14 protein-coding genes are annotated in these 14,861 nt (G+C 64.4%); 12 read left to right on the top strand and 2 right to left on the bottom strand.

Features of this window, described 5'->3' with window-relative positions; translation table 11 throughout:
* From D769_RS19285 to D769_RS19230, 12 genes are all read left to right on the top strand, one after another.
* Positions 1–1,451, top strand: a 1,451-nt coding sequence (locus D769_RS19285) for a FimV/HubP family polar landmark protein (protein ID WP_008648456.1), incomplete at its 5' end; no start/stop codon positions are given.
* A 152-nt stretch (positions 1,452–1,603) separates the two neighbouring features.
* Positions 1,604–2,434 carry a tRNA pseudouridine(38-40) synthase TruA gene (truA, locus tag D769_RS19280; RefSeq protein ID WP_008648454.1) on the top strand — a complete coding sequence of 277 codons (831 nt, stop codon included), beginning with the start codon at positions 1,604–1,606 and terminating at the stop codon, positions 2,432–2,434.
* Positions 2,412–3,119 carry a phosphoribosylanthranilate isomerase gene (locus D769_RS19275; RefSeq protein ID WP_152415031.1) on the top strand — a complete coding sequence of 236 codons (708 nt, stop codon included), beginning with the start codon at positions 2,412–2,414 and terminating at the stop codon, positions 3,117–3,119. Before truA ends, D769_RS19275 begins: the two co-directional genes overlap by 23 nt.
* A gap of 89 nt (positions 3,120–3,208) precedes the next feature.
* On the top strand, positions 3,209–4,402 hold the full coding sequence (gene trpB, locus D769_RS19270; RefSeq protein WP_008648451.1) for a tryptophan synthase subunit beta: 1,194 nt from the start codon (positions 3,209–3,211) through the stop codon (positions 4,400–4,402).
* Complete coding sequence (locus tag D769_RS19265; RefSeq protein WP_008648449.1) at positions 4,402–5,337, top strand: site-specific DNA-methyltransferase; 936 nt, start codon at positions 4,402–4,404, stop codon at positions 5,335–5,337. Before trpB ends, D769_RS19265 begins: the two co-directional genes overlap by 1 nt.
* 11 nt (positions 5,338–5,348) lie before the next feature.
* On the top strand, positions 5,349–6,146 hold the full coding sequence (trpA, locus tag D769_RS19260; protein ID WP_008648445.1) for a tryptophan synthase subunit alpha: 798 nt from the start codon (positions 5,349–5,351) through the stop codon (positions 6,144–6,146).
* Positions 6,147–6,339: 193 nt separating this feature from the next.
* Positions 6,340–7,212, top strand: coding sequence for an acetyl-CoA carboxylase, carboxyltransferase subunit beta (gene accD / locus D769_RS19255; RefSeq protein ID WP_008648443.1), 873 nt, complete (start codon positions 6,340–6,342; stop codon positions 7,210–7,212).
* Between the two features lie 78 nt (positions 7,213–7,290).
* The gene (gene folC, locus D769_RS19250; protein ID WP_008648441.1) at positions 7,291–8,601 is read left to right on the top strand and encodes a bifunctional tetrahydrofolate synthase/dihydrofolate synthase; all 1,311 of its coding nucleotides are present in this window, start codon (positions 7,291–7,293) and stop codon (positions 8,599–8,601) included.
* Positions 8,602–8,642: 41 nt separating this feature from the next.
* Positions 8,643–9,380, top strand: a complete 738-nt coding sequence (locus D769_RS19245; protein ID WP_008648438.1) for an SPOR domain-containing protein — start codon at positions 8,643–8,645, stop codon at positions 9,378–9,380.
* Between the two features lie 176 nt (positions 9,381–9,556).
* Positions 9,557–10,054: a CvpA family protein gene (locus tag D769_RS19240; protein ID WP_008648429.1), complete on the top strand. Its 498-nt coding sequence runs from the start codon at positions 9,557–9,559 to the stop codon at positions 10,052–10,054.
* 115 nt (positions 10,055–10,169) lie between these two features.
* The gene (gene purF, locus D769_RS19235) at positions 10,170–11,702 is read left to right on the top strand and encodes an amidophosphoribosyltransferase (protein WP_008648427.1); all 1,533 of its coding nucleotides are present in this window, start codon (positions 10,170–10,172) and stop codon (positions 11,700–11,702) included.
* Between the two features lie 36 nt (positions 11,703–11,738).
* Positions 11,739–12,947 (top strand): O-succinylhomoserine sulfhydrylase, encoded by a 1,209-nt coding sequence (locus D769_RS19230; RefSeq protein ID WP_008648424.1) that lies wholly within the window; start codon positions 11,739–11,741, stop codon positions 12,945–12,947.
* Positions 12,948–12,990: 43 nt separating this feature from the next.
* On the opposite strand, the gene D769_RS19225 is transcribed toward D769_RS19230, so the two are convergent.
* Positions 12,991–13,848, bottom strand: coding sequence for an ABC transporter permease (locus tag D769_RS19225; RefSeq protein WP_008648421.1), 858 nt, complete (start codon positions 13,846–13,848; stop codon positions 12,991–12,993).
* Position 13,849: 1 nt separating this feature from the next.
* Positions 13,850–14,761, bottom strand: coding sequence for a nodulation factor ABC transporter ATP-binding protein NodI (nodI, locus tag D769_RS19220; RefSeq protein WP_035884873.1), 912 nt, complete (start codon positions 14,759–14,761; stop codon positions 13,850–13,852).
* Positions 14,762–14,861 lie beyond the last annotated feature (100 nt).

The following is a 14,861-nucleotide window of genomic DNA, read 5'->3' as shown; positions in this document are numbered from 1 at the left end:
TGAAGTGCCGCCGGCAGTGTCGGCACCTCGAGCCCGGCGCCGCAACGGCTTCGGATGCTCAGGCCGCTGCTCCGGCGACGGCTGCTGCCGCTGCATCGGCTCCGAAGGCAGCAACTGCGGCCGCCGCAGCTTCGGCCCCGGCTGCCGCGAAGAAGCCCGTTGCCCTGCCCAAGCCCGAACCGTTGCCGCAGCCTTCGCTGCTCGACGGCCTGCTGGCCAACCCGATGCTACTGCCGGGTGCTGCACTGATGGTTGTGCTGCTGGGCGGATATGCGTACTATCGCCGCCGCCAGAAGCAGAAGACCGGCGACAGCACTGGCTTTGGCGACAGCATCCTGTCGCAGGAAAGCACGGTGATGGCCGGTGGCCACTCGCTGTTCGGCACTGCCGGCGGACAGAGCGTCGATACGTCGCAGCACAGCGTGTTTGGCGCGGACTTCCGCATTGGCAACAATTCACCCGAGGCGACGGAAGTCGATCCGATCGCCGAGGCCGAGGTTTACATCGCCTATGGACGCGACGTGCAGGCGGAGGAAATCCTGCGCGAAGCGTTGCAGCAGAATCCGGAGCGCCAGGCCATTCGCCTGAAGCTCATGGAGATTTACAGCACTCGTCAGGATGTGGAAGGTTTCCGAGTGATCGCAGAAGAAATGTTCGCCCAGACGGGTGGGCACGGCGCGGACTGGCTACAGGCCGCCGAAATGGGCCGCAAGCTGGACCCGAGCAACGCGTTGTACCTGTCGGTCGCGCCGGATACGTCGGACGAGGCGGATACGACCACCCCGGTGGCCGATCAATGGCGCACGCAGGATCCCGCAGCGAACCTGACGCAACCGCCTGCCATGCCGGACTTGGCATTGCCGGAGTTGGCCTTGCCGCTCGATGCCTTCCCGGCGCCGGCAGCGGGGGAGCCCATCGTGGCGCCCGAGTCCGCTTCGCTGGTGTTCGGTAACGATCTCGAGTCGGAGCCGGTGCGTCTCGACGACGCACTCGACGAACGTCACGATGCCGGCGTGCCGGCGCTCGATACGCCGACCCGTTCGCGTCCGCTCGAGTTCGATATGTCGAGCCTGTCGCTGGACCTGAATCCGGAAAAGCTGGAGCAGGACTCCGCCACGCCGCTGTCCGGTATGGCGCAGTCGCTGGACGAATCCACGGTGCCGCTGCCCGCGCCGACGATGCTCCAGGGCGGCAAGCTCGTCGAGCCGATCGATCTGTCGCGCGTGACGTCGGAGGGGCGGCATAGCGATTCGAATGGCATGTCCGCCAGCACGTTGTCGGTCACCACGATGGATGGCAGCCGCGATATGCAGATCAAGCTTGATCTGGCGCGCGCCTATATCGAGATCGGTGACAAGGAAGGTGCCCGCGAACTGCTGCAGGAGGTGGTCGACCAATCGCAAGATTCCCTGCAGGAGGAAGCCCGCTCGTTGCTGCGCGAGGTGGCCTGATCCATTGCAACAGACGGCCGCGGGGCACGCCCCAAAGGCCGGTATGATGCAGGGTTTGCGGCAGATGCCTTACCGCAACCCGAAGCGATGCGCCGGAAGCGTCCCTTCCGGCGCATTTTGTTTTTGTGCCATCAGGAAACTGTTTCTTGCCTGTGAACCGCATCGCCATCGGCCTCCACTATGACGGCTCGGCCTACTCCGGCTGGCAGTCGCAGCCCCATCGCAATACCGTGCAGGACCACCTCGAGGACGCGATCGAGCGCTTCGCAGGCGTGAGACTGCTGACCACGGTGGCCGGGCGGACGGATGCGGGTGTGCACGCGCTGGGGCAGGTCATCCACCTCGACACCGAACTCGACCGCGACCGCTTTTCATGGGTTCGTGGCGTCAACGCCTTCCTGCCGCCGTCGATCGCGCTGCAGTGGGCGGAGCCCGTCGACGAGAACTTCCACGCGCGCTTCCTGGCCTACGAGCGCATGTATTACTACGCCCTGTACACGGGGCCGCACCGCGCGCCGATGATTCACGGCCGTGCCGGTTACCTGATGCTGCCACACGGGCAGCGACTCGACGTCGAGGCGATGCGCCGGGCGTCGGCATGTCTGCTCGGCGAACATGATTTCTCGGCGTTCCGCGCCGCCGAATGCCAGGCCAAGTCGCCCGTCAAGACGATGTACGACGTGACGATCGAGGCGGATGGCAACTGGGTGTTCCTGCGCTTCCGGGCCAGCGCCTTCCTGCACCACATGGTGCGTAACCTGATGGGTTGTCTGGTGGCGGTGGGGCGTGGCCGATATCCCGCCGAGTGGATGGCGGAAGTGCTGGAAGAGCGCAATCGCCAGAAGGCCGCGCCAACCTTCATGCCGGACGGGCTCTATCTGGTCGACGTGAAGTATCCTGAGCCATACCAGTTGCCCAAGGCGGACTCGGCCGCCAGCTTCTTCCACGGAGTATTTGCCGATGATAGCCACGATGGCGCCTGAGCCCCGCACGCGTATCAAGATCTGCGGCCTGACGCGCGACGAGGACGTGCGCGCCGCCGTGGATGCCGGTGCCGATGCGATCGGCCTGGTCTTCTACGCCAAGAGCCCACGCCACGTCGATGTGGCGCACGCCGCGGCCCTGGCCGAGCAGGTGCCGCCGTTCGTGTCCGTGGTTGGCCTGTTCGTCAATGCAGATGCCGAAGAGGTGGCCCATGTGGCCGAGCGTGTGCCGTTGACGTTGCTTCAGTTCCACGGCGACGAGACGCCCCAGCAGTGCACCGAGATCGCCCGGCGTTGCCGGCTGCCATTCATGCGCGCCGCACGTGTCCGCCCGGGGCTCGATTTGGTAGAATTCGCAGATCAATATCGTGACGCTTCCGGCCTGTTGCTCGATGCCTTCGTGGAAGGCTATGGCGGTGGCGGCCACGTTTTCGACTGGACCCTGATTCCTGCTCAATGGCTTCCGCCCAATCCTGCCAATCCCCGCGCAAACGACGCTCCTCGCATCGTTTTGAGTGGTGGATTGAACGCGCAAAACGTCGCTGGAGCGATTGAGCGCGTGCGGCCCTACGCTGTGGATGTCAGCAGCGGCGTGGAGGCCAGCAAGGGTGTGAAAGACCACGCCCGTATTGCCGCATTCGTGCGCGCCGTTCGACAGGCCGACGCAGGGCGATCCGCAGGATAGTTCCCTCCGCCTTCCGTGGCTCACGGCCGCGCCGACCCCGATACCCCGCGCGTCATCCCATGGTTGACGCGCTTCCTGAGAGCCTGGACATGTACGACCTGCCCGATTCCCGTGGCCACTTTGGCCCCTATGGCGGTACCTTCGTTTCCGAAACCCTGGTTCACGCGCTGGACGAGTTGCGCGACGCCTACGCGCGGTACCAGAAGGACCCCGATTTCGACGCCGAATATCGCCGCGAACTGAAGCACTTCGTTGGCCGCCCGTCGCCGATCTATCACGCGCAGCGCTGGAGCGAGACGCTCGGTGGCGCGCAGATCTACCTCAAGCGCGAAGACCTGAACCACACTGGCGCGCACAAGATCAACAACGTGATCGGCCAGGCGCTGCTTGCCAAGCGCATGGGCAAGAAGCGTGTGATCGCCGAAACCGGCGCGGGCCAGCATGGCGTGGCCACGGCCACGATCGCGGCGCGCTTCGGCATGGAGTGCGTGGTCTACATGGGCTCCGAGGACGTGCGCCGCCAGGCGGCCAACGTCTATCGCATGAAGCTGCTGGGCGCCACCGTGGTGCCTGTGGAAAGCGGCTCGCGCACGCTCAAGGACGCGCTCAATGAAGCGATGCGTGACTGGGTGACCAACGTCGAGACCACGTTCTACATCATCGGCACCGTGGCCGGCCCGCACCCGTACCCGATGATGGTGCGCGATTTCCAGTGCGTGATTGGCGAGGAAGCCAAGGTGCAGATGCCCGAACTCGCGGGCCGCCAGCCCGACGCCGTGATCGCGTGCGTCGGCGGCGGTTCGAACGCGATGGGAATTTTCTATCCGTATATCGAACACAAGGATGTGCAGCTGATCGGCGTGGAAGCGGCCGGTGATGGCCTGGATTCGGGGCGCCACGCTGCTGCGCTGATCGGCGGTTCGCCGGGCGTGCTGCACGGCAACCGTACCTATCTGCTGCAGGACGCCAACGGCCAGATCATCGAGACGCACTCGGTGTCGGCAGGCCTGGACTACCCCGGCGTCGGCCCCGAGCACGCATGGCTGAAGGACATGGGCCGCGCGCAGTACGTGCCGATCACCGACGAGGAGGCCCTCAAGGCGTTTCACGACTGCTGCCGCATTGAAGGCATCATCCCCGCGCTCGAATCGAGCCATGCGATCGCCTATGCGTGCAAGCTGGCGCCGACGCTGGGCCGCGACAAGCTGCTGCTCGTGAACCTGTCCGGCCGTGGCGACAAGGACATGCACACCGTGGCCGAACGCGCGGGGTTGAAACTCTGATGCGCACGCTGCCTCCCAATACGACGCTGTCCCAGTCCGAAGAGGGTGGGGCAGGTTCGGAACCGTTCGATATTCTCGATACGGCAACCATGCGCCTCTATCAGGAAGACGTGCTCGAAGGGATCAAGCGCATCCCCGACGGCTCGATCGACCTGGTCGTGGCGGACCCGCCCTATGGCCTGGGCAAGGACTACGGCAACGATTCAGACCTGCTGTCGGGCGATGCCTATCTCGAGTGGTCGGAGCGCTGGATGGACGCGATCGTACCCAAGATCGCGCCACGCGGCACGCTGTACCTGTTCTGCACCTGGCAGTACTCGCCCGAGCTGTTCGTCATGCTCAAGCGGCGCATGACGATGATCAACGAGATCATCTGGGATCGCCGCGTACCGAGCATGGGCGGCACCACGCGCAAGTTCTCGTCGGTGCACGACAACATCGGTTTCTTCGCCCGTCAGCGCGACTACTTCTTCGATCTCGATCCGGTACGGATTCCGTACGACGCCGAGACCAAGAAGGCGCGCAGCCGGCCGCGCTTCGAGGGCAAGAAATGGCTCGAGGTGGGGTACAACCCGAAGGACCTGTGGAGCGTGCCGCGCATTCACCGCCAGGACCCGGAGCGGGCTGACCATCCGACGCAGAAGCCGCTCGAGATCGTCGAACGCATGGTGCTGTCCAGCTGTCCGCCGGGCGGCATCGTGCTCGACCCGTTCACGGGCAGCGGCACGACCGCCGTGGCTTGCGTCCGGCACGGCCGCAGTTTCGTCGGATTCGAGATGAATCCGGAGTACGCCGGCCTGGTGCGCGAGCGCGTGACCGCCGCGCAGCCCGTGTATGCGCCGCTCAAGCCGCAAGCGTCCGATGTCGCCGATACCGCCGACGCCGCCAATGACGATGCCAATGAAGCGGCATCGCCCGTGCAACGCCTTATCTGATTGTCACTGACATGTCCCGTATCCAGAAGACTTTCGCGGCACTGGCCGCGCAGCAGAAGAAGGGCCTGATTCCGTTCATCACCGCCGGCGATCCGGCTCCCGCGTTGACCGTCGACCTGATGCACGCCCTCGTGGCTGGCGGCGCCGACGTGATCGAGCTTGGCGTGCCGTTCTCGGACCCGATGGCCGACGGCCCCGTGATCCAGCGCGCCTCCGAGCGCGCGCTGGCCCAGGGCGTTTCGCTGACGCAGGTGCTGGCCTGGGTGACCGAGTTCCGCAAGACGAACGCGACCACGCCGGTAGTGCTGATGGGCTACGCCAACCCGATCGAGCGCATGGGTGAGGAAACCTTCGCCAAGGCGGCCAGCGCGGCCGGCGTGGACGGTGTGCTCGTGGTCGACTACCCGCCCGAAGAGTGCGAGTCTTTCGCCGCGCTGATGCGCGCGAACCAGATGGACCCGATCTTCCTGCTGGCGCCGACCTCGACCGACGACCGTATCGCCGCGGTGGCGAAGGTGGCCAGTGGCTATCTGTACTACGTGTCGCTCACTGGCGTGACCGGCTCGGCCACGCTCGACCTCGAGAGCGTGGCTGCGCGTCTGCCGCTGATCAAGCAGCACGCGAATCTGCCCGTGGGCGTGGGTTTCGGTATCCGTGATGCGCAAACCGCACGCGCCATCGGCAGCGTGGCCGACGCCGTGGTGATTGGCAGCCGCCTGGTGCAGTTGCTTGAGGATGCGCCGCGCGAGAAGGCCGTGGACGCTTTGCGTGCCTTTATCGCCGACATTCGCCAGGCACTGGACGCCTGATTTCTGGTCCAACGCTTGGCGTGCCGCTGAGAAAAACGCGCCATTTATGATTCTTACTTCACAAATGGCGCGTTTTGCTTCGGTCCGATGGCCCGGGCGTGGTAAATTCGCGGCCTGATTCCCTGCCGTTCCTGTATTCGCCCCTCCCGAAGGAGGCCCGCGTGCGGACGGCAGTTATCCGAAAGGAGCTTTCATGAGCTGGTTGGATAAACTCCTGCCTCCCAAGATTCAACAGACCGACCCCTCCACCCGCAAGGGCATTCCGGAAGGGCTGTGGGTCAAGTGCCCGTCGTGCGAGGCCACGCTGTACCGTACCGACGTCGAGGCCAATCTTCACGTCTGCCCGAAGTGCGACCACCACATGCGCATCGGTTCGCGCGAGCGCCTGGACAAGCTGCTCGACGCCGAAGGCCGCTATGAAATCGGCCAGGAAATCGTGCCGGTGGACGCCCTGAAGTTCAAGGACACCAAGAAGTACCCGGACCGCATCAAGGCCGCCATGGATGACACCGGCGAGACCGACGCGATGGTGGTGATGGGCGGCGCGATCCACACCATTCCCGTGGTCGTGTCCTGCTTCGAGTTCGAGTTCATGGGCGGTTCGATGGGCTCGGTAGTGGGCGAGCGCTTTGCCCGTGGCGCCCAGGCGGCGCTGGAGCAGAAGGTGCCGTTCATCTGCGTAACCGCCACCGGTGGCGCGCGGATGCAGGAAAGCCTGCTGTCGCTGATGCAGATGGCCAAGACCACGGCCATGCTGAACCAGCTCTCGAATGCCAAGCTGCCGTTCATCAGCGTGCTGACCGATCCGACGATGGGTGGTGTCTCGGCAAGCTTTGCGTTCTTGGGCGATGTGGTTATCGCCGAGCCGAAGGCGCTGATCGGTTTTGCCGGCCCGCGTGTGATCGAGCAGACCGTGCGCGAAAAGCTGCCGGAAGGCTTCCAGCGTGCCGAGTTCCTGATGCAGAAGGGCGCGATCGACATGATCGTGGACCGCCGCCGTCTGCGCGCCGAACTGGCGCAACTGCTGGCGCTGCTGCAGAAGCAGCCGGCTGACGCGGTAGCCTGACGCGGCAAGCAAATTTGCAGGACAATGGCGCGGGTGCCGAATACCCGCGCCATTTTGCTTTTGTAGTTCTGAATCCGTATGCCCATCTTCCACAATCTCCCCGACTGGCTCGCACATCTTGAAACCGCTCACCCCGTGGGCATCGACATGGGCCTGAGCCGCATCACGCGGGTCAAGGAAGCGCTGGGCCTGCGCATTGACGCCGTGGTGTTCACGGTGGGCGGTACCAACGGCAAGGGATCCACCTGCGCGATCCTCGAACGCATCCTGCTCGAAGCAGGCTACAAGGTGGGCCTGCATACCTCGCCGCACCTGATCCAGTTCAACGAGCGTGCCCGCGTCAACGGCGAGCAGGCGACGGACGCCCAGCTCCTGCCCCATTTCGAGGCCGTCGAGCGCGCCCGTACGAGCTTTGCCGATCCGGTCAGCCTGACGTATTTCGAGTTCACGACGCTGGCGATCATCCACATGTTTGCCGAAGCCGGACTCGACGCGATCATCCTGGAAGTCGGTCTCGGTGGCCGCCTGGATGCGGTCAATGTGATTGATACGGATTGCGCGATCATCACCAGCGTGGATATCGACCACACCCAGTACCTTGGCGACACGCGCGAGAAGATCGGCTACGAGAAGGCCGGCATCTTCCGCCCGCACGTGCCGGCGATCGTCGGCGATCCCATGCCGCCGCAGTCGGTGATCGATCACGCCGAGGCGATCGGCGCCGAACTCTGGCTCGTGGGACGTGATTTCCGCCACCAGGCTGCGCAGGGCCAGGAACGCCAGCAATGGGACTGGGCCAGCCGGGACCGCAAGCTGAATGGCCTGGGCTACCCGGCATTGCGTGGCGCCAACCAACTGCTCAACGCCTCTGCGGCGCTGGCCGCGCTGCAGGCCATGCGCTCGCGCCTGCCTGTGAGCGCGCAGGAAGTGCGCAACGGCCTGGCGTTCGTGGAGTTGCCGGGCCGGTTCCAGGTGCTGCCAGGGCGTCCGGCCGTGATCCTCGATGTCGCGCACAACCCCCATGCCGCAGCGACGCTTGGGCAGAACCTTGAGAATATGGGGTTCTTCCGTTACACCTATGCGGTGTTCGGCGCCATGCACGACAAGGACATCGCCGGCGTGCTGCAACATGTGGCCGACAAGGTGGACCACTGGTGCCTGTGCGACCTGCCGACCGACCGGGCCGCTACTGCCGCGGAGTTGCGCGAGAAGCTTGAGGCAACTGGCTTCCGTGAGGGCCCGGACAACACCGTTGCATGTTTTTCCAGCCCCGAACTTGCGTATCGCGATGCTGTCGAGCGCGCTACCGAGAATGATAGAATCCTGGTCTTCGGGTCGTTCTACACAGTGGCCGGCGTGATGGCATATCGTGCCACGCAGGCCAACTGAGCCGGAACGGCATCGCACCGAACACCATACTTTGGGCATCTATGGGCCTGCTTTCGCTGTTCTCGTCCCGCAAGGGCACTGACCCGGCACCCGAACGCGGTCGCCGCACGCGCGCGGAATCGAGCGCCGGCATCGGCGCGTCGCGTCGGACGGCGGACGAATACGCTGACGATACCCTTGACCCCGATTTTCCCCAGAAGCAACGCGCGCGGCGTCGTCTGATCGGTGCCGTGGTGCTGCTCGCGGCCGCGATCATCGTGCTGCCGATCATGTTCGAGCACAAGCCGCGCCCGGTTTCGGAGGATGTGGCCGTCAGCGTGGCCAACGGGCAGGGCGCCACGCAAAAGCCGAAGGTCGAGGCACGCAAGGCCGAGCCGCTGCCACCGTCCGCCAATGCCAATCGCAACGATGCGGCGCTAGACGCGGGCGAGGAGATCGTCAGCGCACCTGCTGCGGACAAGTCCGACAAATCCGACAAGCCGAAGGCTGATGCGAAGCCTGACACCAAGGTTGCCGATAGCAAGCCGGCGGACAAGCCTGCCGCCGCCGGCACGAAGTACCTGATTATGATTGGCGCGTTCTCGTCGGAAGAACGCGCGAAGAACTGGCTGGCCAAGCTCAAGGAGAGCAAGGTGCCAGCCTATGTGGAAAAGAAGACGCTGGCCGATGGCGAGCGGAACTTGCTGCGGGCGGGTCCGTTCACCAGTCGCGACGCCGCCGAGGCGGCGGAGAAGAAGGTCAAGGCGATCGGACTCACTTCGAAGATCGTGGAGCAGTAAGAGGCGCTTCAAGATGAAGCGAAGCGGTTCTGGCAAGGCACGCAACGATGCCAGAATCACTTTGATGGCGCCTCTAAGCCGACGCGTCGGCTAGTGGGCACGTGGTGTGCCGCGACGTATCGCAATCCGGCAGTCTGCCCCCATCTGACAGGAACGCATCGCACCGCCCAGGACGCATGGCTTTTACTTTTTTCGATTACGCGGTGGCCTTCATTGTGGTGGCCTCAGGCCTGGTTGGCATACTGCGCGGCCTGGTGCGCGAGGTGCTCGCGCTGGTGGGTTGGGTCGTGGCTTTCGTACTGGCATACCATTTCGGCGGCATGACCGCACAATGGATGCCGGAGTCGCTGCCAGGCGGCGAACTGACGCGCAGCGCGCTCGGCTTTCTCGCCGTATTCTTTGGTACGTGGATCGTCGCCGCGCTGGCGGGGGCGATTCTGGGCCAGTTACTGGAATCCACCGGGCTGAAGCCCGCGGATCGCGGCCTGGGATTGTTGTTCGGGCTGGCGCGGGGCGCGCTGATCGTGATGCTGGTCGTCGTGCTGGCGGGCCTCACCAGGCTGCCGGAAGAACCATTCTGGCGTGACGCGGTGTCGCGCCCCTATGTGATGCAGGCCATGGACGAGCTGCGGCACTGGCTGCCGCCGGACCTGGCCAAATATGTGAAGACGTGAGCGCCTGCGGGCGTTGCTCGACAGAGCGCACCCGCGGCGACAGTGACAACGCAGATCCCGTTCGCCCTTGACGGGATTGCGCCCCTGAATCATTTGCCTTTCCTGGGAGTTCGGCATGTGCGGTATCGTCGGTGCGGTTTCCACCAGCCCTGTCAATCAACTCATCTATGACAGCCTGCTGCTGTTGCAACACCGCGGACAGGATGCAGCCGGCATCGCCACGGCCAATGGCAGCACCTTTCACATGCACAAGGCCAACGGCATGGTGCGTGACGTGTTCCGCACGCGCAACATGCGCAGCCTGCCGGGCACGTCGGGCATCGGCCAAGTGCGCTACCCGACCGCCGGTTCCGCGTCGAGCGAGGAAGAAGCACAGCCGTTCTATGTGAACGCGCCGTACGGCGTCATCCTCGCCCACAACGGCAACCTGACCAATTCGGAACAGTTGCGCGAGGAAATGTTCCGTCGGGATCGTCGCCACATCAACACGCATTCGGACTCCGAAGTGCTGCTGAACGTGCTGGCCGACGAACTGCAACGCGCCAGCAGCGGCAACGAACTGGACCCGGAGACAATCTTCAAGGCCGTCGCGGGCATGCATCGCCGCGTCAAGGGTGCCTATGCGATCACCGCGCAGATCGCCGGCTACGGCCTGCTGGCCGTACGCGATCCGTTCGGCATCCGCCCGCTGTGTATTGGCAGCGTCGACACCCCGACCGGCAAGGAATACCTCATCGCCTCGGAATCCGTGGCCCTGGAAGGCATTGGGTACCAGATGGAGCGCGATGTGGCGCCGGGCGAGGCGATTTTCATCGACCTGGACGGCTCGTTCCACAGCAAGCAGTGCGCCGACAATCCGGTGCTGACGCCGTGCATCTTCGAGTACGTCTATCTGGCTCGTCCGGATTCGTGCATCGACGGCGTGCCGGTCTACGATGCCCGCCTGCGCATGGGCGACTACCTGGCTGAAAAGATTCGCCGCGAAGTGCCGGCTGGCGATATCGACGTGGTCATGCCGATTCCCGATTCGAGCCGCCCGGCCGCCATGCAGGTGGCCAATGCGCTCGGTGTGCAGTACCGCGAGGGCTTCTTCAAGAACCGCTACGTGGGCCGTACGTTCATCATGCCTGGCCAGGCAGTGCGCAAGAAGTCGGTGCGCCAGAAGCTCAACGCGATGGGTGTCGAGTTCAAGGGCAAGAATGTGCTGATCGTCGACGATTCGATCGTCCGCGGTACTACGTCGCTCGAGATCGTGCAGATGGCGCGTGACGCAGGTGCGAAGAAGGTGATCTTCGCGTCGGCCGCGCCGCCGGTGAAGTTCCCGAACGTCTACGGTATCGACATGCCCACGCGCGCCGAACTGGTGGCCTATGGTCGCACGGACGAAGAAGTGGCGCGCATGATCGGCGCCGACCAGCTCGTCTACCAGGACGTGGAAGCGATGAAGCAGGCTGTGCGCGACATCAACCCGAACCTGCGTGACTTTGATGCGTCGTGCTTCGACGGCAAGTACGTTACCGGCGATATTGACGACGCCTATCTGGAGCGCCTCGAGACCGCGCGTAGCCTGGCCGATCGTGAAGGCACCAACGGCGGTGAAACCGAACGTTCGCAGCTGCATCTGCAGCGCTCGGGCGGCAACGAATAACAAGAAACCAGAATCTTCGGAAGGCAGCAAAGCAGCATGAGCGAACCGTTCAACCCCGACGCCTACGGCATTGATACCCTCGGCGTGCGCGCCGGCACGCTGCGCACTGGCGAATTCATGGAGCACTCCGAGGCGATGTACCTGACCTCGAGCTTCTGCTTCAACAGTGCAGCCGAAGCCGCCGCGCGCTTCGCCAACTCGGAAGAGGGTTACACCTACTCGCGCTTTACGAATCCGACCGTGTCGATGTTCCAGTCGCGCCTGGCCGCGCTGGAAGGCGCGGAGGCCTGCATGGCCACGGCTTCGGGCATGAGCGCGATTCTGTCGGTGGCGCTCGCCACGCTGCAGGCCGGCGATCATCTGGTCAGCTCGCGTTCGATCTTCGGCTCGACGATGACGCTGTTCAACTCGATCCTGGCCAAGTTCGGCGTGGAGACGACCTACGTCGACGGCACCGATCTGGCAGCCTGGCGTGCCGCCGTGAAGCCGAACACAAAGCTGTTCTTCCTGGAGACGCCGTCGAACCCGCTGACCGAGGTGTCCGATATCGCGGCGGTTGCCGATATTGCGCACAACGCTGGCGCGCTGTTCGTGGTCGACAACTGCTTCTGTTCGCCGGCCTTGCAGCAGCCGATCAAGTTCGGTGCCGATGTGGTGGTGCATTCGGCCACCAAGCACATCGACGGCCAGGGCCGCGTGCTTGGCGGCGCGGTGGTCGGCAAGCACGATTTCATCATGGGCAAGGTGTTCCCGTTCGTGCGGACGGCGGGCCCGACGCTGTCGGCGTTCAACGCGTGGGTGATGCTCAAGGGCATGGAAACGCTGGCGATCCGCATGGAGCGCCACTCGCAAAGCGCGCTGGCAATTGCGGAGTTCCTCGAGTCGCATCCAGCCGTGAATCGTGTGTTCCACCCGGCGCTGAAGTCGCATCCGCAATACGAGATCGCCCAACGCCAGCAGAGCGGGGGCGGCGCGATCGTGTCGTTCGAGTTGAAGGGCGACACCCCCGAGGCCATGCGTGCTGCTGCGTGGCGCGTGATCGACAACACGAAGCTGTGCTCGATCACCGGCAATCTTGGCGACACGCGCACGACGATCACCCATCCATACACCACCACCCACGGTCGCGTGGCGCCTGAAGCCAAGGCCGCTGCCGGCATCAGCGAAGGGTTGATCCGACTGGCCGTTGGCCTGGAGTCCGTGGAAGATCTGAAGGCCGATCTGCTGCGCGGCCTGGGCCAGTAAGCGGTTGGTTTTTCTCCCCTCGCCCATGACTGGGCGAGGGGCTTCACCGCAGCATCCTCTTCCTCAGCAGCACCAGCGCCACCGTCAGCGCCACGGCTGCATACGCCGCGAGCACACCGACGTGCAGCGCTACATTCTCCACCGGCCGGCCCAGCATCAACGGGCGAATCAATGCGACTGCGTGCGCCAGCGGCAACACTTGCGTGGCGGCCTGTGCGCCTTCTGGCAATTGTTCGAGCGGAAAGAACACGCCCGATAGCAGCAGCATCGGCGTCATGACCAGCGTCTGGTAGAACATGAAGAAGTCGTAGCTCGGTGCCAGCGCGGTCACGATCATCGCCAGACTGGCGAATGTCACGCCCGCCAGCACGATGACCGGTAGCGCCCCGAGCGCGCTCGGAAACTGCGCATAGCCCAGAAGGCCGGCCACCAGCATGATCGCCACCCCGGACAGCACGGCCTTGCTGGCTGCCCATAGCACCTCGCCCAACACCACGTCGCCCAGCGTCAGCGGAGCGTGCATGATCGCTTCCCAGGTGCGCTGCACATGCATGCGCGAGAACGCCGAATACATCGACTCGAAGCTGGCGGACATCATCACGCTCGATGCCGTCGTGCCTGCCGCGAGAAACGCGATATACGACACGCCATGCACATTGCCGACCAGCAATCCAAGCCCGAGACCCAGGCCGAACAGATAGATCATCGGATCCGCCAGGTTGCCGATCAATGACGGCACGGCCAGCTTCTTCCAGACCATGTAGTTGCGGTACCAGACCATCATCCAGTTGCGCGCGTTGCGTGGCAGCAGCGGCTGAGGGTAGCGCTGGTGGGTTTGCACGACGGGCGGCGCGCCGGCGACGACCGCGTCAGTGCTTCGTGGTGGGTCCAGTTCGCTCATTTCAATCCCTCATCTCGCGGCCGGTCAACTTGAGGAACACGTCCTCGAGGTTGGCGGGCCGATGCAGGTAGCGCACGCCGCCCTTGCCATGCAGGGCGGCCAGCAGCGGAGCCGGCTCGCGCACATAGAAGAACAGCGTTTCGCCGCGCATTTCGGTGCGTTCGGCCAGGGGCGTCAGCGTGTCGCGCAGCGGTTCGAGTTCGTCGCCGTAGACTTCCACCACATCGCAGCCGATCTCGCGGTCAATCAGTTCATGTGGCTTGCCTTCAGCGATCTTGCGACCCGCGTCGATGACGCACAGGTGGTTGCAGAGCCGTTCGGCTTCCTCCATGAAGTGGGTGGTCAGCAGGATCGTCTTGCCGGCCGACAGCAGTGATTTGAGTCGCTCCCAGATCAGGTGCCGGGCCTGCGGGTCGAGGCCCGTGGTCGGCTCGTCCATGATCAGCAGGTCGGGGTCGTTGATCAGCGCTCGCGCCACGGTCAGGCGCCGCCGCATGCCGCCAGAGAGGTCGCGCACCTGCGCGTCGGCACGGCTTTCCAGTCGCGCGAACTCGAGCAGCTTCGGCACTCGCTCCGCGATCTGGGCGGAAGACAGCCCAAAGTAACGCCCGAAGATGCGCAGATTCTCGATGACGGAGAAGTCGGGATCGAGATTGTCGAATTGCGGCACCACGCCCACGCGCATCCGCGCCTGTGGGGCGCGTTGCGGAATCGGTTCGCCGCAAAGCATCAGCGTGCCGGACGCTGGCGTGGTCAGGCCCAGCAGCATCCGCAGTGTGGTGGTCTTGCCGGCGCCATTGGGGCCGAGCAGGCCGTAGCACTGGCCGGGCTGGACTTCCAGGTCCAGGTTGTCGACCACGACGTGGTCGCCATAGAGTTTGCGCACATTGCGCATCTGGAGGATTGCGGTCAAGGCGAGGTCCCGAGGATGCGATATCTGCCATTATGCAGGGCATCGCTCGGCGCATTGTTGCGCGAATCACGGCGAGACAATTCCATTTGCCGGAGTGCGG

The organism is Cupriavidus sp. HMR-1 (genome assembly GCF_000319775.1).
Classification (GTDB): domain Bacteria; phylum Pseudomonadota; class Gammaproteobacteria; order Burkholderiales; family Burkholderiaceae; genus Cupriavidus; species Cupriavidus metallidurans.
The sequence above is the reverse complement of the archived record's forward strand: the minus strand, read 5'-3'. Positions and strand labels throughout refer to the sequence as shown.

Bases quoted from the DNA above. Each gene is read 5' to 3' on its own strand.
- D769_RS19275 (WP_152415031.1), top strand. From the start codon at position 2,412: ATGATAGCCACGATGGCGCCTGAGCCCCGCACGCGTATCAAGATCTGC.
- trpB (WP_008648451.1), top strand. From the start codon at position 3,209: ATGTACGACCTGCCCGATTCCCGTGGCCACTTTGGCCCCTATGGCGGT.
- D769_RS19265 (WP_008648449.1), top strand. From the start codon at position 4,402: ATGCGCACGCTGCCTCCCAATACGACGCTGTCCCAGTCCGAAGAGGGT.
- trpA (WP_008648445.1), top strand. From the start codon at position 5,349: ATGTCCCGTATCCAGAAGACTTTCGCGGCACTGGCCGCGCAGCAGAAG.
- accD (WP_008648443.1), top strand. From the start codon at position 6,340: ATGAGCTGGTTGGATAAACTCCTGCCTCCCAAGATTCAACAGACCGAC.
- folC (WP_008648441.1), top strand. From the start codon at position 7,291: ATGCCCATCTTCCACAATCTCCCCGACTGGCTCGCACATCTTGAAACC.
- D769_RS19245 (WP_008648438.1), top strand. From the start codon at position 8,643: ATGGGCCTGCTTTCGCTGTTCTCGTCCCGCAAGGGCACTGACCCGGCA.
- D769_RS19240 (WP_008648429.1), top strand. From the start codon at position 9,557: ATGGCTTTTACTTTTTTCGATTACGCGGTGGCCTTCATTGTGGTGGCC.
- purF (WP_008648427.1), top strand. From the start codon at position 10,170: ATGTGCGGTATCGTCGGTGCGGTTTCCACCAGCCCTGTCAATCAACTC.
- D769_RS19230 (WP_008648424.1), top strand. From the start codon at position 11,739: ATGAGCGAACCGTTCAACCCCGACGCCTACGGCATTGATACCCTCGGC.
- D769_RS19225 (WP_008648421.1), bottom strand. From the start codon at position 13,848: ATGAGCGAACTGGACCCACCACGAAGCACTGACGCGGTCGTCGCCGGC.